The following is a 16,626-nucleotide window of genomic DNA, read 5'->3' as shown; positions in this document are numbered from 1 at the left end:
CTAAACTCGGCCCCCTGCCGTTTCATCCGTTCTTTTCCCCCGCTTCCGGCCTCAGTCCATGCCTTCTGCCAATCGTCCGCACCACCCGCTGCCCAACCGGCTGCGCCGGCCCCACCATGTCTGGATGTCACCCAGAAACTGGCGGCGGCGCCTGCTGTTCTGGTCCGGTGCCGGTGCGGTCGGGCTGGTCGCCGTGTTGTTCGCCGTCGCCGCGGACTATGCCCAGCAGCTGTTCCGGCTGGCGGAGTCGGCATCGCCCTGGCTGCCCTTCCTGCTGACCCCGCTCGGGCTGGCCTTTTCGGCCTGGGTGGCGTTGAAGGTCGTGCCGGGATCGCAGGGCAGCGGCATTCCCCAGGCCATCGCCGCGCGCCATGTTCAGGATCCGGCGGCCAAGCGCCGGCTGCTGTCGCCGCGCATCGCCGTGGGCAAGATCCTCCTGACCCTGGTCGGGCTGGCCTGTGGCGCCTCCATCGGGCGCGAGGGGCCGACGGTGCAGGTCGGCGCCTCGATCATGCTGATGGCCGGTTCCCTCGCCGGGCTGGGACGGGAGCCGGGTCTGATCCTCGCCGGCGGGGCGGCCGGCGTCGCCGCGGCCTTCAACACGCCGCTGGCCGGCATCGTCTTCGCCATCGAGGAGATGGCCCGCAGCTTCGAGAAGCGGACCAGCAGCCTCGTGCTGATCGCGGTGGTGGCGGCCGGTCTGGTCGCCGTCGCCATGCTCGGCAACTACGCCTATTTCGGCCACACCGCCGCCTCGGCCAGTTGGCACGACTGGAAGGCGGTGCTGGCGACCGGCATCGTCGGCGGACTGGCCGGCGGCGGGTTCAGTTCGCTGCTGCTGTTTCTGACGCGCTGGATCCGCTGCGGCCTCGGCGGGCGGGTGGCCCGCCACCCGCTGCTCATCGCGTCGGGCTGCGGCCTTGCCCTGGCGGCGATCGGCGCCGCCACCGGCGGCCTGACCTTCGGCACCGGCTACGAGCAGGCGCGCGCCGTGCTCGACGGGGTGGAGACGCTGCCCTGGTACTATGCGCCGGCAAAGCTGCTGGCGACCGTGCTGTCCGGCATCTGCGGAATTCCCGGCGGCATCTTCTCCCCCTCGCTGTCGGTCGGGGCGGGCATCGGCTCGATCATCGGCGGGCTGCTGCCGGACAGCTCGCTGGGCGCCGTGGTGCTGCTGTCGATGGTTTCCTATTTCGCCGGCGTGGTGCAGGCGCCGCTGACCGCCGTCGTCATCGTGACGGAGATGAGCGCCTCGCCGGAGATGCTGCTGCCGCTGATGCTGAGCGCGGCGCTCGCCACCACCCTGTCGCGGCTGGTCTGCCCGCATTCGGTCTATCACGCCATGGCCGACGCCTTCCTGGCGGTTCTGAAGACGGACGCGGCCGGCAAGCCGGCCCCGTCCAAAGCGGCGGCGATTCCCACTCCCTGACCGGCCGCCTCAATAAGCACTGGCCCGGTCGAGCCGCCCGATGTCCTCGGCATCCAGCCGTAGAGTGGCGGCGGCGATCAGGTCGCCCATCTGCTCCGGTTTCGACGCGCTGGCGATGGGCGCCGTCAAGCCGGGCCGCGCGATCAGCCAGGCGATCGCCACCTGGCCGGGCGTCGCCCCGTGCCGCCCGGCGACCTCGTCCAGCGCCGCCAGGATCGCCCGGCCGCGCTCGTTCAGATACTTCGACACCACCCCGTTGCCGCGCGCGCTCTTGCCGGCATCCTCGGCCGAGCGGTACTTGCCGGTCAGGAAGCCGGCGGCCAGCGAATAGTAATTGATGACGCCCAGCCCGTTCTCCCGGCAAATCCCCTCCAGCTCCGCCTCATAGCCCTCGCGGCTGTAGAGGTTGTATTCCGGCTGCAGGGTCTCGTAGCGCGGCAGCCCGGTGCGGGCGCTGACCTCCAGCGCCTCGCGCAGGCGGGGAGCCGTCAGGTTGGAGGCGCCGATCGCCCGGACCTTGCCCTGGTCGATCAGCTCCTTGTAGGCGCCCAGCGTGTCCTCGAACGGGGTCGCGGGATCGTCCCAATGGGACTGGTAGAGGTCGATGCGGTCGGTCTGGAGCCGCTTCAGCGAATCCTCCACCGCCGTCCGGATCCAGGCGGGCGACAGGCCCTTCTTCCCCGGCCCCATCTCCGACCCGACCTTGGTCGCCAGAATGATGCGGTCGCGGTTGCCCCGGCTCTTCATCCATTTGCCGATGATGGTCTCCGACTCGCCGCCCTGGTTGCCGGGCGCCCAGGCGGAATAGACGTCGGCGGTGTCGACGAAGTTGAAGCCGGCATCGACGAAGGCGTCGAGCAGCCGGAAGGAGGTGGCCTCGTCGGCGGTCCAGCCGAACACGTTGCCGCCGAAGCAGAGCGGGGACACCGTCAGGCCGCTGCGGCCCAGCGGACGTTGTTCAAGCTGGCGTCGATCCATTGCGTCGTCTCCTCGGATATCAAATCAGGCGGCGTGCCGCCCACGGAATTCGGTCAGGTAGAACAGCAGGCCCACCGCCGGAAAGGCGAAGCCGATCCAGGTCACCGGCGCCCAGCCGCCGACGGCGAAGGCATAGCCGGCCAGCGCCGAGCCTGCAGCACCACCCAGGAAGAAGATCGCCATATAAATGGCGTTCATCCGGCTGCGAGTCTCCGCCCCCAGCGAATAGATGGCGCGCTGCCCCAGCACCATGTTCATCTGCACACCCATGTCGAGCAGCAGCCCGGCCAGCACCAGCAGCGCGATGGAGCCCTCGCCGGCCCGCGCGACGAAGAAGGACAAGGCCGCCATCGCCAGCGCGAAGCCGGTCGCCGGCCGGGTCCAGCCGCGGTCGGCGATCCGCCCGGCGATGGGGGCGACCAGCGCGCCCGCCGCTCCCGACAGGGCGAACAGCGCGACGCCCCGCTGGCTGAGATGGAAGGGCGCCCCCATCAGCAGCAGCGGGACGGAGGTCCAATAGAGGCTGAAGGACGCGAACATCATGGTCTGATAGACGGTCCGCCGCTGCAGCACCGGCGTCCGCACCAGCAGCCGCCCCAGCGAGCCGAGCAGCGCGCCATAGCTGGATTGCCCCCTCGGCCGCCGCTGCGGCAGCACCCGCCACAGCAGCACGGCGAAACCGACCATCACCACCGCCGACAGGCCGAACACCGCCCGCCAGCCCAGGCTGTCGGCGATCAGGCTCGACACCGGCCGGGCCAGCAGGATGCCCAGCAGCAGCCCGCTCATCACATTGCCCACCACCTGCCCGCGCGAGGCCTCCGGCGCCATGTGGGCGGCCAGCGGCACCAGCATCTGCACGGCGACCGACGTGACGCCGATCAGGAAGGCCGCCGCCAGGAACAGCGAGGCGGTGGGGGCGACCGCCGCCACCAGCAGGGCCACCACCGTGCTGCACAGCGTCGCCACCACCAGCCGCCGGTTCTCCAGCAAGTCGCCCAGCGGCACCAGCAGCACCAGCCCGGCGCCGTAGCCGATCTGGGTCAGGGTGACCACGAGGCTGGCGGTTTCCGGCGACAGCCCGACCGCCGGGCCGATCAGCCCGACCAGCGGCTGGGCATAATAGATGTTGGCGACCACCACGCCGCAGGCCAGCGCCATCAGCACGACGAGCGAACGGGAGAGGGCAGGGTGGGCGGCGTCTTCCGTGGTGTGCGGAACAGCGGTGGGCGGCATCGCGCGGTCCTGTAGGGTCATGACTGTTTGGAACGGGCACAAAACAGCACGCAGCCTAAGTCGGCACCTGCGGCCCGCGCATCGGTCAATTGCGCCGCCCGGCCATGCGCCAAAAGGACCAAGGGGCTATTCCATCTCCGCGCACAGCGCATAGAGCCAGTCGCGGAACGGCGCCAGCCCCGCATCCTCGCGGCGGGAGGCGCGATGGACCAGATACCAGGAATGGACCATCGGCACCGCCAGCCCGAACGGCGTGGCGAGCCGCCCGGCGGCGATGTCGTCCAGGATGTAGAGCCGCGGCGCCAGCGCCACCCCGACGCCGTCGATGGCCGCCTGCAAGGTCATCGCATAGCTGCCGAAGGACAGCCCCCTTATTCCCGAGGCCGCTGCCGGATCCGCCACCCCGGCGGCGGCCAGCCAGCGCGGCCAGTCCTCCCCCCAATGCGACACATGCAGCAGGGTGGCGCCGGCCAGATCCGCCGGCCGGCGCAACTCCGCCGCCAGCCGCGGCGCGCAGACCGGCTGCAGGCTGGAGGAGAACAGCCGTTCCGCCTCATAGCCCGGCCACTGGCCGTCGCCCAGCAGGACGGCGCAGGTCCAGTCGTCGTTCATCGGCGCCCCCGCCCCGCCGGTGGCGATCCGCACCTCGATCTCCGGATGGGCGAGATGGAAGCTCGACAGGCGCGGAATCAGCCAGCGCACCGCCACCGTCGCCCCCATCCCCACCGTCAGCACCGGCCCGGCCCGCATCGCCGACACCTGCTCCACCCGCCGGGCGATGCCGTCGAAGGCCTCGGTCAATGTCGGCTGCAGCGCCCGGCCGCGTTCGGTCAGCACCAGCGCGTTGGCCCGCCGGTCGAACAGGGCGAAGCCCAGCCGTTCCTCCAGCAGCTTCACCATCCGGCTGATCGCGGCCTGCGAGACATGCAGCTCCGCCGCCGCCGCCGTGAAGCTGCCATGGCGGGCCGCCGCCTCGAACGCGCGCAGGCCGTTCAGCGAGGGCAATCGGCGCATGCGTCCATCCTTACTTCACCCCAACTTTTCCTGAGGCTGAGCATCGAACAATGCCGTTTGCGGCGCAACCGCGCGCGTGCGAATTTTCCCCATCATCTCCGACATTCAGGCAGATCATGCTGACGCTTCCGCTGATGGTGGGGCTTGGCCTCACCGTTCTCGTGACCTCGTTTCTGTCGGGCCTGTTCGGCATGGCCGGCGGCATGGTGCTGATGGGCCTGCTGCTGATTCTGCTGCCGGTGCCGTCGGCGATGCTGCTGCATGGCGTGACCCAGTTCGCCTCCAACGGCTGGCGGGCGTGGCTGTGGCGCCGCCATGTGGTCTGGCCGATCATCCTGCGATTCGCGCTTGGCGGATCGGTGGCCGGCCTGCTGTTCGCCCTGGTCGGCGCCGTGCCCGACCGTGCGGTGTCGCTGCTGATTCTGGGACTGACGCCCTTCCTGGCGCTGGCCATCCCCGCCCGCTGGGCGCTGAACGCGCAGAAGCCGCTGCACGGCGTGCTGGGCGGCTTCCTCTGCATGGGCATTCAACTGGTCGCCGGAATCTCCGGCCCCTTGCTCGACGCCTTCTTCATCCGCAGCGCCATGACCCGCCAGAGCGTGGTCGCCACCAAGGCCGCCATCCAGTCGGTCGGCCATCTGGTCAAGATCGCTTACTTCGCCCCGCTGGTGGCCGGCAGCGCCGACGAGACGGTGGAGTGGACGGTGATCCTGTTGTCGATCGCCATGGCCCTGCTCGGCACGAATCTCTCCCGCCGCGTTCTCGACCGCATGAGCGACGCCCAGTTCCGCCTGTGGAGCCGCTATCTGGTGATGGGAACCGCCGGCGTCTATCTCGGCCAGGGGCTGTTCCTGCTGGCGGCACATTGAAAAACATATTTTAAATCAATCTATTACCTGTTCCTGTTTTTCCATCCTTACTCCCTGGGGGCCCGATCCCGCCCTGGAGCCATCGAAAAGCCCGCCTCTCCAATCCTTACGGCTTGGGGGCGGGCTTCCTTACATCCTGGGGGCGGGTAAGCCCTTGAGACTCCTGACGCGCCCCAGAATCGAACTCCCAACTCTGCAGAATCCCGTGATCCTTACCTCTCGGGGGCCTGGATCCGGCATTGGGTGCCCCCAAGCCGTAAGGATGGCGCTTGTCCACCGACCCCCAGACAGCAAAAATGCCTGAACGCCCCCAGGCAGTAAGGATAGAGCAGGTCCCATAACGCCGCTCCGCAGACTCGAGTCGCTCCGATTCGCAGCATGAAGGCCTCCCGACCGGTCTGTCCGGCTGAGATTCGCAGATGGGAAGCCTTGCCGGATCCGGCACTTAGCGGGCGCATGCCTCTCCCTTTCCCTTTTAAGAGGATTCGTCGGCGCGAATCCCTAGGGGAGTCCGCGAGTCGCATCGAATCTTCCTTACAGGGTGGGGGAAACAGCCTTACCGGGTGGGGGCGAGTCGCACACCCCCCGGGGCGTAAGGGTCCCGCCCCCAGGATGTAAGGATGATCGGGATTCTGCGGCGCGACCCTTTCCTTACTTGTTTTTGGGGTAAGGATTGATTTAGCCTCGCTCGATTTCGCGGGAGGAAGGCGATGGCGGGTACGGGGCGCAGGAAGGCGCGCGGTGCGGTGGCGGAGGAGTCCGTCCCGTCGGACGCGGCTGCGCCCACCAAGGCGAACACGGCCCACACGGCGAAGACCGCTGCCCCCAACCTCGTCGTGCTGGGTCCGGAGGATCTGGCCGGTGGTGCTGTGATCGACGGCGATGGCGCCGCGGCCACCTTGCCGGCGGTCGGCACCGAATCCGCGGCTCCGGTCGCCGGCCTGACCGCCCGCGTCGCCAGCGCCACCTTCGAGCGCGACGGCTACAAGCATCTGATCAAGGCGGCGGAGGCGGTCTACAGCTATCCCGCCAACGGCACGCGCCTGTCGCTGCCGGCGCAGAAGATGCTGAACTTCATGATCCATCTGGCCGGCAGCCAGAATTTCGCCAACAAGCTCTACCGCCTGCCCAAGCGGGTGGTGCGCGGCAACCACAAGGGCAACGAGCGCATCTTCGACGCGCTGAAGGAGATCTTCGACTCCAGCCTCGTGGTCATCGGCCCCTTCCGCGGCCGCCGGTCGCGCGCCGAGCTGCGCATCCTCTCCAGCTATGTCCGGCCGGAGGAGGAGGAGGACAGCGACGCCGCCGACATCCATTTCCAGTTCACCGACGCCTTTCTGGAAATCCAGCGCTCGTCGCAGCTGTGGGCCAAGCTGTCCGGGCCGGCGATGGTCAAGGTCACCAGCACCTACGCGCTGAAGCTCTACGAGATCGGCATGCAGCGCTACCAGATGGACTATCCGTCTCTGGAGCTGGACATCGACACGCTGCGCAAGCTGATGAACGTGCCGGAGGGCGCCTACAAGGATTTCGGCATCCTGCGCACCCGCACCATCGACCGCGCCATCGCCGAGGTGAACCAGCTCGCCCCCTTCCGCGTCAGCATGCCGGAAGACAAGATGAAGCGGAAAGGCCGCAAGATCGAGGCGGTGACCCTCGATTTCAACGCCAAGGACGAGGAGGAGGCGGCCGAGACCTATCTGGAGCGCGAACGCCACAGCGCCGGCCGCCGTGCGCGGCGCATCGGCAAGGTCGACACCGTCGCCCCCGCCGATCCGGTGGAATCCGGCCTCGCCGATCTCGGCCCGCTGCCCGACGCCGACGACGTGACGGCCCTGTGGGCCGCCGTCCTCCACGCCCTGAAGGGCAAGGTCCCCGCCCCGCTGCTGGCCGAACTGGAGCCGGAACGGGTGGAGGAAGCCCCCCAGGGCGGCCGCCGCCTCGTCCTGAAGGCCAAGAACGCCGCCGTCGCCGACACCGCCCGCATGAACCACTGGCCGAGCCTGAAATCGGCCCTGTCGTCCCTCACCGCCGGCATGATCGAGGACGTCGCCTTCGAGGTCGCGGCCCGCAAGCCGAAGGCGGCGAAGGCAGCCTCCCCCGAGACGTAAGGATTGGGGTGCTCGTGATGAGAGGTCACTACGCGAGAGTTGTCAGGTCGTCCGGGATGTAAGAATCCGACTTGAGGGCAGGCTCACTAGTCCTGACCGAAATGGCTCTGGCCCGGCTAAGCCGGGCTTCAACTTCCGAGGGCTGGATGAGAGACAGTCGCTCACAAGATGTTGATTTCTGGCGGCCCAGCAGCTGCGGTGTAAATTCCGCCTCCATGCGAAGGCCAGCGGGACTAAGGACTTAGCCCGGTACAACCTGCACGCCGAACAGCGATTATGGAACATGGGGATTTGCAACCGCGCTTTGCGGCAGGCCTCAACGGTGTGATGATCACGATCACCGCCCACCATCTGGAGCCACCCCACGATGATCGACCTCGCCGCGCTCGCCGGACTCTTTCCGGCCGTGCTCCAGGCCACAAAAGAGTGGACCGAACCAAAAGTCGCCAGGATCGCCATGGGCACAGAGATGGAGGAGCCGGCCTATCTCGCCTTGAAGGAAAAGGGGCATGAATTCGGCTGGCCGCGCATCGAGCAGGTCCGCGACCGTTCACGCAAAGGGTGGGAGCCGGTAACCGAGCGCGACGCCCTCGGCCGCCCTACCATCTTCACCGACCCTCGGGAGGAGCTGCTGCTGGTTCACCGGCTTCCACCGACCAGCTGATCGAAAGAAAGCAACCAAGGGTGCCGCCAAACCGACCCGGGGACACTCCACAGATCAGTCTTCAGGGGAAGCGTGATTGCATCTGCCACCACGCAGTTCCTCAAGATCTTGCCATGAAATGGCAAGCGGCCCGCCAATCTGGCAGGTTTCGGCAGCGAGAGCCGCTCGGTAGAGCGCTGCAACCTCCATCTTCGATGGCTTCGAGATCCCATCCTCCGCCGACTGGCGCGCATAGCGGTACACCACGGTCACGCCGTCGATGACGACGCTGCGTTCCACCAAGCCGTGAAATCTCTGATCACGCAGATCCATCACCCGCCCCCTTTCGCGATAGCTGACGACTGCACACCCGGTGAGCGTGCGCCATCGTGCACGATACCACTGACACCGCGTAAAGCAGACTCCGGGCGTTATGACAAGAAGACCCTGTGGGTGGTCAAAGCACATGTTCTCACCGTGTCCTCAAATCCCGGACAATTTATGCATTTCCGTGTCGTCACTCCGTGAGAGGCGGGTGATTGAGGTGCTGACAACCGGTCGGCTGTGACGCCGGCTCGCCTGTGGCCGATCTTGTTGCACAGGGCACTTTAGCGACAGCATTACGACAGCCGAAGTCGCCCCTTCCCCTATTCCGCCGCTGCCGGCGGACGGCCGGGCCGGCGGGGGCGGTAGCGGGCGGCGAACAGCAGCGGATCACGGCTGAAGGCGCGGCAGACGATGCCGAGCATCGCCGGCACGGCGGTGGCGCCGGTGCGCCAGTTCGACCAGGTGTTGACATGCACCCCCACCAGATCGGCCGCCTCCTGGTTGGACAGGTCGTGGCGATCCTGCCAAGCGATCAGTTCGGGCTGACCAAAGGGGCGTTGCTGTTCGGCCAGCAGGGCGAGATGCATGCTGTCGATGGCCAGATCCTCGTCGCCGTTCCACTCCACCGTGGTGGCGTCGACCAGACGGGCGGAGGCGAAGAGGGTAGGGTCACGCAGCTGGTGGAAATAGGGGTGTCCGGACTCCAGCCAGCCGGTCAGGTCGACGCGGTCGGCGCGTCCGTCATCCCAGGTCAGAGCCAGGACGGTGCCGCCGGCCGACGCAACCGCGGCGAGCCGCGGGACCTTGCGGGGGCCTTGCGGCAGGACGGGCGGGATCATGGGCGCGCCTCCTTTCAGGCGAAGGGGATGTTGGGGTTCCAGGCGTTCCACTCGCTCACCAGCCGGTCCTTGTTGGCGGCGGCCCAGCTCTGGACCTCCTTGCGGATGGCAGTGGGCAAGTCGCCGGCGATGACCTCGAAGGTCTCGATCGAGACCAAGGCCTCGAAATCGGTATCCTTGACATGGAAATGCGGGGGAAGGTGGTCGTTGCCGAAGACCCGGATGGTCGCCTTTCCGATTGTCGCCAGCTTCCCCATCGTGCCCCCTTGTTGCCGGCTAAACATACCCCAATTATTGGGTGTGAAAAACACAAATTCTGTGTGAAGCCGTAGAAGGTGGGTATGGAAGTCCTCGCAACGGCCCGACCCATCGTCCGTAGCGAATTTCACAAAAACGCGCCATCGAGGGATAATTTTCCTATAACCTCTCCGCACCCTGTCCCATCACCTTGCGGAGCGACACCATGGCCCTCGACAGCCGTACCTTCCAGAACGACCACTTCCCCCTCTGGGCCGAAGAACCGCCGGTTCCCGCCGAAGGCTCGCTGGTTCCCGGTTCGCAGTTCCATGAGGAACAATGGATCATGGCCGCCGGCATGCTGGCGCGCGGCAGCAGCTTCCTCTATGTCGCCCGCGCCATGGGATGCAGCCGCACCACCCTGTGGCGGGCCTATTACGGGTCCAAGGATTTCCGTCACAGGGTCTGGTGGGAGCGGCAGGCCCTGAGCCGCGAGGCCGACCTGCGCCTGTCGTCGCTGCGCAGTCTGGTTGTCGAGCAGATCGAGCGGCTGGTTTCCTCCGGCGATCCGTCGACCGTGCGCTGGCTGGCCGACCGGCTCGGCATCCTCGACGGGCTCGGAGCCCAGCCGGCTCAACAGCCGCAAACCCCGCAGCCGTCGGATGACCCGTCCGCCGACATCGCCCCCGAACTCGACGACGACAGCATCCCCGGCGCCTTCCGGGAACGCACCGCGCCCGATCCGCGCGCCGTCGCCGCCATCCTTGCCCGCCCGGAATCGACCGGGCCGAAGGGCGTCTATCCCTGGACCCTCAACCCCGACGATCCCTACCCCAACCTCGGCTCGGCGCTGGAACGTCAGGGCGGAAAGGCCGCGTTCGGCCGTCTGTAAGGCTGGCAGGCCGGCAGACGGGCCAACGGGCCAACGGACAAAATGGAACAGCCGCCGGAAACCGTTCCACGCTGTTCCATCCCCCAGGAGGTAAGGATCAGCGGAGTCTCCCCCCGCCGATCCCTCGAACACTCAGCCCTGCTTGGCCTTCAGCGCCGCCAGACGGTCGGACAGGCTGGTCGGCATGGTCTTGCCCGACGCGGCGGCCAGGGCGGCGGCGATGTTGGGGTCTTCCTTCTCCGGGGTCGAGGGGTGCAGCAGCTTGGCTTTGGCCTTGGCGGCCTCGGCGGCGGCCAGATCCTTGGCGGCGGTGTCCTGCATCGCCTTCAGCGCGACGGTCAGGCCGCTGGTCGCGCCGGCGAGGCCGGCGGCCTGACGGGCGGCTTCGGCCTGGCGTTCGGCCATGGCGCGCTGCTGGTCGGCGCGGCCCATGTCGCGCTGGGCGCGGGTCAGTTCGGCGCGGGCGGCCTTCAGCTTGGCGCCGGCGTCGGCATAGTTCTTCTCCAGCATCTCCAGGAACTCGCGGGCCTCGACCGCATCGCGGACCTCGCGCTCGATCTCCGGAGCCATCTCCTCCAGCATGGCGACGACGGTCTCCAGGCTCTTTTCCAGGGCGGCCTTGCGCGACGGGTCGGTCTCGGCGTCGATCTGGCGCTGCAGATGCTCGGCCGCGGCCATGCGCTGGTTCGACAGCGCCTTGATCGCGTCGGCTTCGCGCTGCTCGCGGTCATGGATGGCGCGGGCCTCCGCCACCTGACGCCCCAGACCGTCCAGATGCTGCTCCATGGTCCGCAGCTCCGCCTCGGTCGCGGACTTCGGATCCCAGCGCACCAGCGCCTCCATGGCGCCCTGGACGGCTTGGTCGGTCTTGACACCCATAAGGTTGCGGATGAAGGCAAGCATGGCTGATTCCTGTCGAAGAAGGGTTGTTGGAGGCGCCCCTCGCAACGGGGCGACGGACGCTTCGCCTGCACAGATGGGGAGGGGGCGACCCCGGAACCAGACCCCCATCCTTACCTCTCGGGGGAGATAGTCTGACCTTCCTTGGCCCGCCCCTGTTATCCCGCCATGGCGGCGGCGTTGATCAGCGCCACCCCAAGCTGGACGCCGACCAGCGCCGCGGCCGACGCGACGTTGCCCGATTCGATCTGGCCGCGCAGGTCGCGGATCAGCAGGGTCGCCACGGCGAAGGCGACCAGCTGCAGGATCACCGCCACCACGCCCCACAACAGGATGTCCAGCACGAAGCTGCTGGTCGCCAGCGTCGCCGCCAGCGGAATGGCCAGCGCCACGATGGACCCCGCCAGCGTCAGGCCGCCGGCGGCATTGCCTTCCGCCACCAGCCGGCGCTCGTCGAAGGGGGTGATGCGGGTGTAGACGGCGACGCCCGCCACCAGCAGCGCCAGCGCGGTGGCGAGCTGGACCAGCAGCACCGGAAGTCCGGTGCCGAGCGCGGTCAGGATGGAACCGAAGGTGCTTTCCATGGGGCCGGCACTCTTGTCGTGTGGGTTAGGACAGGGAGAGGGAGGTGGGATTCACGTCGATGCCGGCGGCGATCTCGACCGACGCGCGGCCGGACCGCTCCACCGCCTCCACCAGGATGTATTCGGTGGCGGGCGCGGGGGACGCGGCGCCGGTGGCGGCGCCGTACAGCATCGACTGGCTGACCACCGTCTCGGTCCCGCGCAGGGTCTGGCGCGCCTCGCTGAGGGTGAAGGGCTGGATGCGGCTGGCGCCCGGCTGCCAGATGCGGGGATAGAGCTTGCCGTCCTTGGTCTGGAACTCCGGCCAGCCGATCATTCCCTCCGCATCGTCCAGCCAGAACCCCCACTCGCCCTCGTCGGACGGGGTGACGCTGTCGATCGGGGTGAAATAGCGGCACTCGTCCGGCTGCCCGTCGGGGCCGAGATGGATCTGGAAGAAGCCGCCGCCCGGAAGATGCAGGCGATAGACGGTCGCCGGGCCGGAGGTGACGGTGCCGACCGCCTCGATCGACACCAGCCGGTCGGTGCCGGTGTCCGGCGCCTTGACCTTGGTGGCGCCCTCCGCCAGCAGGAAGGGGGTGGGGTCGATGGTGACGGTCATGCCCAGCCGGAACAGCGACGGGCTGTAGGCCTTGCCGCTGAGCTTCTGGTTCACGTAATTGCCGATCGTTCCGAACAGGGGCACGTCCGATCCTCCCTTGGAGCCAGAGCCCTTGGAAACAGGGCTGTTGGAGACTGGACCCGATTTGGGTGGCGAATCCATCCGGCGCCGCGCCCGCCACAGCAGGAACAGCACCGCGACGCCGAGCAGCAGCAGGCCCCACCACCAGAAGCCGTGGCCGCCGGATCCGCCACCGACGTCGCCTGGGGCCTGCGCCGCGCTGGCGCTGTCCACCGAACTGGCGGAGTCGGCGCGGGCCAGATCCGCAGGCACGTCGGGCGGCAGCTGCCCCGCCTCGCGCGGGGTTCCGGCCTGGGCGGCCACCGACTGGTCGAGCTGGTCCAGCTTGGCGCGCAGCTCCGCATTGTCGCGGGCCAGCCGGTCGGCCTCCTGCCGCCATTCGCGATAGCCGGGGTCGTCGGCATTGTTGTGGAAGAAGGCCGCGTGGCCCGGCCGGGTCAGCGTGTCGAGCATGAACCACAGGAACAGCCCGTCCCAGATGCCGAAACGGCGCGGCGCGCTGTAGGCGTAGGGCGGCGGGCTCCAGCCGTAACCGCCATAGCGGTTGGCGGGGGCCGGCCGGGTGGACGGGGTGCGGTAGGAGGATCCGCCCGATCCCCAGCCCCACCCCCAGCCCGATCCGCTGGAGCCGTTGCTGCGGCCCTGGGTGGAGGCGGCGGGCGGCGGAGCGCTTGGCTGGGCCGGCGGCGTGCGGTCGCTCTCCTGCCGGGTGCGATAGCGGTTCAGCGCATCCGCCGAGCCCTGCTGGCTGAAGCTGCGGTCACCGGCCGAGCTGGGCGGGGCGGCGACCGGCGGGGCGCTGTTGCCCGGCCGGGCATAGCCGCCGCTGGAATTGGAAGAACCGCCGGAGAACCAGCCGCCGCCGCTTCCTGTGGAGGGCGTGCGCGGGGCGGAGGGGCGGGTGTAGCCGCCGCTGCCGCCGCCGACCGACGGGGTGCGCGACGGCCGGGAATAGCCACCCGACGACCGGCTGCTGGAGCCCGCGCGGGCCTCGGCCTCCGCCGGCGCCAGGGTGATGGCTGCAACGGAGGCGGCGATGGCAAGCGGAGCTGGGGCCGCGGGAGCGGTGAGGATTGCGCCGACGGGGACCGACAGCGGCTGCACCGTCATCAGAAGGGCGACGGCGGCGGCACGCCATCGGCCCGTCCAGCGGTCCTGACGCCGGGTGGGCCTTTGGGGCTTCTCGGTTTGCGTCATCTTCCTCTCGCGCGTCATCCGGAGCCGGTTCAACCGGCCCTTCCGGCGATTCGTTGCGCGAGCGTAGGCAGATACGCGGCCGTGCTCAAGGAATTAACCGTCGTGGCCCGTTGTTGGCGGCCGCCTTTACGAAACGGCGGTCACCGTGCGCTTGTCCCGTTCCGGTTCCGGCTGCGACGGGCGCAGGGTCGGTGGGCCGCCGGCGGCGGTGACGAGACGGTCGCTCGCGGCCTCCAGCCGCTCCTCCAGGTCGCGCATCGCCTCGGCGCGCGGGCGTCCGGGCATGATCGGCGGCAGGAATTCCACCACCACCGTGCCGGGGCGCTTCAGGAAGCTGTGACGCGGCCAATAGAGCCCGGCATTCAGCGCCATCGGCACGATGGGAATGCCCAGGCTGTCGTAAAGCACGCCGACGCCGATGCGGTAGGGCCGGTAGGTGCCCGGCGCGACGCGGGTGCCCTGCGGGAAGATCACGATCGGGCGGCCCTCGTCCCGCACCGGGCGCGAGTTGCGGATCAGCGACTTGATCGCCGCCCCGCCGGCGCCACGGTCGACCGGGATCATCTTGGCCTTGGCGGCGTACCAGCCCCAGATCGGGATCCACATCAGCTCGCGCTTCAGGATGATCGCGGGATCCTTCACCAGCAGGTGGAGCTTCATCGTCTCCCAGGCCGACTGGTGCTTGGCCGCCAGCAGGAAAGGACCGTCGGGCAGGTTCTCGCGCCCGCGCACCTCGTAGCGGATGCCGACGAGCGTGCGCTCCAGCCAGCCGACCGTGCGCAGATACCATTTCACGACCGCGACCATCTGCGGACGCGGCAGCAGCAGCATCCACAGCAGGGCGAAGCACATCAGCGCGGTCCAGAGATGGAACGCGATGTTGAAGGCAAGGGACCGGATCCAGATCATGGCCGGCAACTTGTCAGGTCTTCGCCGACTTCTCAAGTATTCCGCGTGGCCAGAGAGGGGACAGGGGGGCATCGCGGCAGGTTGCGGGGCGGGGTGGACTCCGCCCCCGGCCGGGTGCATTGTCCCCGGCGTGGAGGGGATGGCGAGCTGTGGTGGGATCGTGATTCGTTTCGAGAATGTCGGCTTGCGGTACGGCACCGAGGCGGAGGTGCTGCGCGACATCAGCTTTACCCTTCAGCCGGGATCCTTCCATTTCCTGACCGGCGCCAGCGGGGCGGGCAAATCGTCGCTGCTGAAGCTGATGTATCTGGCCCACCGGCCCTCGCGCGGGCTGGTCACCCTGTTCGGCCGCGACATGGCGATGGTGACCCGCCGCGACCTGCCGGAACTGCGCCGGCAGATCGGCGTGGTGTTCCAGGATTTCGCGTTGCTCGACCATCTGTCGGCGCTGGACAATGTCGCGCTGCCGCTGCGCATGGCCGGTACGCCGGAGGCCGACGTGGTCGCCCATTGCAGCGAGATCCTGCGCTGGGTGGGGTTGGGCAACCACCTGCACGCCAAGCCGTCGACCCTGTCGGGTGGGCAGAAGCAGCGGGTCGCCATCGCCCGGTCCGTCATCAACCGGCCGCGGCTGCTGCTGGCCGACGAGCCCACCGGCAACGTCGACGACGGCATCGGCATGCGGCTGCTCTATCTGTTCGAGGAACTGTACAAGCTGGGAACCACCGTGGTGATCGCCACCCACAACGAGGCGCTGATCCGCCGTTTCGACCATCCGCGCCTGCATCTCGACAATGGCCGCCTGATGGTGCTGCCGGCGCGCGGCCGCGTTGAGCTCCGCGCCAAGGATGCGCGGGCCAACGACTCGGCGTGGGAGTAGCGGCATGGCGCTTCGCCCCGTGCGTCCCCGTTCCGACCTGCCGCTGGCGGTCGATCCCTCCTCGCGCTTTCTCGGCTGGATCACCGCGCTGATGGCGTTCCTGGCGGCTCTGGCGCTGGCCGGCGCCATGCTGGTTTCGGACATGGCGCAACGCTGGGACAGCGGGCTGGCCGGCGGGCTGACCGTGCAGGTGGCGCCGATGCCGGGCGCTCCCGTGGCGCCACTGGACGAGCGGGCGGAGGCGGCGTTGACCGTGCTGCGTTCCACCCCCGGGATCGGGTCGGCGACCCTGCTGAGCGGGGGCGAGATCGCCCGGCTGCTGGAGCCCTGGCTGGGATCGGGGGCGTCGGACCCGCTGCTGCCGATGCCGCGGATGATCGACGTCGTCGCCGACGGGCCGGTCGACATCGCGGGCCTGCGCCTGCGCTTAGCCTCGGCAGCGCCGGGGGCGACGCTGGACGACCATGCGGTGTGGCTGGCCGACCTGCGCTCCTTCGCCGGGGCGATCCGGCTGGCGGCGCTGGGCGTGGTGGTGCTGATCGGGGCGGCGGCGGTGATGACCGTGGTCTTCGCGGTGCGCACCGGTCTTGCCATCCATCGGCCGGTGGTGGAACTGCTGCATCTGATGGGCGCCACAGACCGCTATGTCTCCCGCCAGTTCGAGCGTCACGTGGTGTCCCTGAGCCTGCGCGGCGGCGGGATCGGTCTGCTGCTGGCCGGCGGCACCATGTATGGGCTGCACCGCGCCTCCCAGGGCCTGCGGGCCAGCCTGCTGCCGGATCTGGCGCTGGAGCCCTGGCAATGGGTGGTTCTGCTGCTGGTGCCGGCGGCGCTTGCCCTGCTGGCGCTGGCGACCGCGCGCTGGACCGTGCTGCGCACGCTGGAGTCGATGCCGTGAC

At 68.7% G+C, this 16,626-nt stretch carries 17 protein-coding genes; 7 read left to right on the top strand and 10 right to left on the bottom strand.

What is annotated here, in order from left to right:
* Window positions 1-58 precede the first annotated feature (58 nt).
* Entirely contained in the window at window positions 59-1,429 is a 1,371-nt protein-coding gene (locus FZ938_RS12695; RefSeq protein WP_149198853.1) for a chloride channel protein, read from the top strand.
* 9 nt (window positions 1,430-1,438) lie between these two features.
* Here FZ938_RS12695 and FZ938_RS12690 read toward each other — a convergent pair whose 3' ends face one another.
* From FZ938_RS12690 to FZ938_RS12680, 3 genes are all read right to left on the bottom strand, one after another.
* Window positions 1,439-2,407 (bottom strand): aldo/keto reductase, encoded by a 969-nt coding sequence (locus FZ938_RS12690; protein WP_149198852.1) that lies wholly within the window; start codon window positions 2,405-2,407, stop codon window positions 1,439-1,441.
* Window positions 2,408-2,431: 24 nt separating this feature from the next.
* On the bottom strand, window positions 2,432-3,643 hold the full coding sequence (locus tag FZ938_RS12685; protein WP_149198851.1) for an MFS transporter: 1,212 nt from the start codon (window positions 3,641-3,643) through the stop codon (window positions 2,432-2,434).
* A 126-nt stretch (window positions 3,644-3,769) separates the two neighbouring features.
* The gene (locus FZ938_RS12680; RefSeq protein WP_149198850.1) at window positions 3,770-4,657 is read right to left on the bottom strand and encodes a LysR substrate-binding domain-containing protein; all 888 of its coding nucleotides are present in this window, start codon (window positions 4,655-4,657) and stop codon (window positions 3,770-3,772) included.
* Between the two features lie 116 nt (window positions 4,658-4,773).
* On the opposite strand from FZ938_RS12680, the gene FZ938_RS12675 reads away from it, so the two are divergent.
* From FZ938_RS12675 to FZ938_RS12665, 3 genes are all read left to right on the top strand, one after another.
* Window positions 4,774-5,526 carry a sulfite exporter TauE/SafE family protein gene (locus FZ938_RS12675; RefSeq protein ID WP_149198849.1) on the top strand — a complete coding sequence of 251 codons (753 nt, stop codon included), beginning with the start codon at window positions 4,774-4,776 and terminating at the stop codon, window positions 5,524-5,526.
* A gap of 710 nt (window positions 5,527-6,236) precedes the next feature.
* Window positions 6,237-7,637 (top strand): replication initiation protein, encoded by a 1,401-nt coding sequence (locus FZ938_RS12670; RefSeq protein ID WP_149198848.1) that lies wholly within the window; start codon window positions 6,237-6,239, stop codon window positions 7,635-7,637.
* A gap of 367 nt (window positions 7,638-8,004) precedes the next feature.
* Window positions 8,005-8,301 (top strand): hypothetical protein, encoded by a 297-nt coding sequence (locus FZ938_RS12665; protein WP_149198847.1) that lies wholly within the window; start codon window positions 8,005-8,007, stop codon window positions 8,299-8,301.
* A 54-nt stretch (window positions 8,302-8,355) separates the two neighbouring features.
* Here FZ938_RS12665 and FZ938_RS12660 read toward each other — a convergent pair whose 3' ends face one another.
* From FZ938_RS12660 to FZ938_RS12650, 3 genes are all read right to left on the bottom strand, one after another.
* Window positions 8,356-8,613: a hypothetical protein gene (locus FZ938_RS12660; RefSeq protein WP_149198846.1), complete on the bottom strand. Its 258-nt coding sequence runs from the start codon at window positions 8,611-8,613 to the stop codon at window positions 8,356-8,358.
* Window positions 8,614-8,927: 314 nt separating this feature from the next.
* Entirely contained in the window at window positions 8,928-9,446 is a 519-nt protein-coding gene (locus tag FZ938_RS12655) for a DUF2442 domain-containing protein (RefSeq protein ID WP_149198845.1), read from the bottom strand.
* 14 nt (window positions 9,447-9,460) lie between these two features.
* Window positions 9,461-9,703: a DUF4160 domain-containing protein gene (locus tag FZ938_RS12650; protein ID WP_149198844.1), complete on the bottom strand. Its 243-nt coding sequence runs from the start codon at window positions 9,701-9,703 to the stop codon at window positions 9,461-9,463.
* 206 nt (window positions 9,704-9,909) lie between these two features.
* On the opposite strand from FZ938_RS12650, the gene FZ938_RS12645 reads away from it, so the two are divergent.
* A complete protein-coding gene (locus FZ938_RS12645; protein WP_149198843.1) occupies window positions 9,910-10,575 on the top strand; it encodes a hypothetical protein in 666 nt (221 codons plus the stop codon).
* A gap of 132 nt (window positions 10,576-10,707) precedes the next feature.
* Here the strand turns inward: FZ938_RS12645 and FZ938_RS12640 are convergent, their stop codons facing one another.
* The 4 genes from FZ938_RS12640 to FZ938_RS12625 all read right to left on the bottom strand — a co-directional run bounded on the left by FZ938_RS12640 (window position 10,708) and on the right by FZ938_RS12625 (window position 14,847).
* Complete coding sequence (locus FZ938_RS12640; protein ID WP_149198842.1) at window positions 10,708-11,478, bottom strand: hypothetical protein; 771 nt, start codon at window positions 11,476-11,478, stop codon at window positions 10,708-10,710.
* A gap of 155 nt (window positions 11,479-11,633) precedes the next feature.
* Entirely contained in the window at window positions 11,634-12,059 is a 426-nt protein-coding gene (locus FZ938_RS12635) for a DUF350 domain-containing protein (RefSeq protein ID WP_149198841.1), read from the bottom strand.
* Between the two features lie 25 nt (window positions 12,060-12,084).
* On the bottom strand, window positions 12,085-13,938 hold the full coding sequence (locus tag FZ938_RS12630) for a DUF2491 family protein (protein WP_246457270.1): 1,854 nt from the start codon (window positions 13,936-13,938) through the stop codon (window positions 12,085-12,087).
* 126 nt (window positions 13,939-14,064) lie between these two features.
* The gene (locus FZ938_RS12625; protein ID WP_149198839.1) at window positions 14,065-14,847 is read right to left on the bottom strand and encodes a lysophospholipid acyltransferase family protein; all 783 of its coding nucleotides are present in this window, start codon (window positions 14,845-14,847) and stop codon (window positions 14,065-14,067) included.
* 160 nt (window positions 14,848-15,007) lie between these two features.
* Here FZ938_RS12625 and ftsE point away from each other — a divergent pair, with 160 nt between their 5' ends.
* Both ftsE and FZ938_RS12615 read left to right on the top strand, forming a co-directional pair.
* Entirely contained in the window at window positions 15,008-15,727 is a 720-nt protein-coding gene (ftsE, locus tag FZ938_RS12620) for a cell division ATP-binding protein FtsE (protein ID WP_149198838.1), read from the top strand.
* A gap of 4 nt (window positions 15,728-15,731) precedes the next feature.
* On the top strand, window positions 15,732-16,625 hold the full coding sequence (locus FZ938_RS12615) for a cell division protein FtsX (RefSeq protein ID WP_149198837.1): 894 nt from the start codon (window positions 15,732-15,734) through the stop codon (window positions 16,623-16,625).
* The last annotated feature ends 1 nt before the right edge of the window (window position 16,626 follow it).

Source organism: Azospirillum oryzae (assembly GCF_008364795.1).
GTDB classification, from domain to species: Bacteria; Pseudomonadota; Alphaproteobacteria; order Azospirillales; family Azospirillaceae; genus Azospirillum; species Azospirillum oryzae.
Note: the sequence above shows the minus strand (reverse complement) of the source record. Positions and strands in the feature narration are given on the sequence as shown.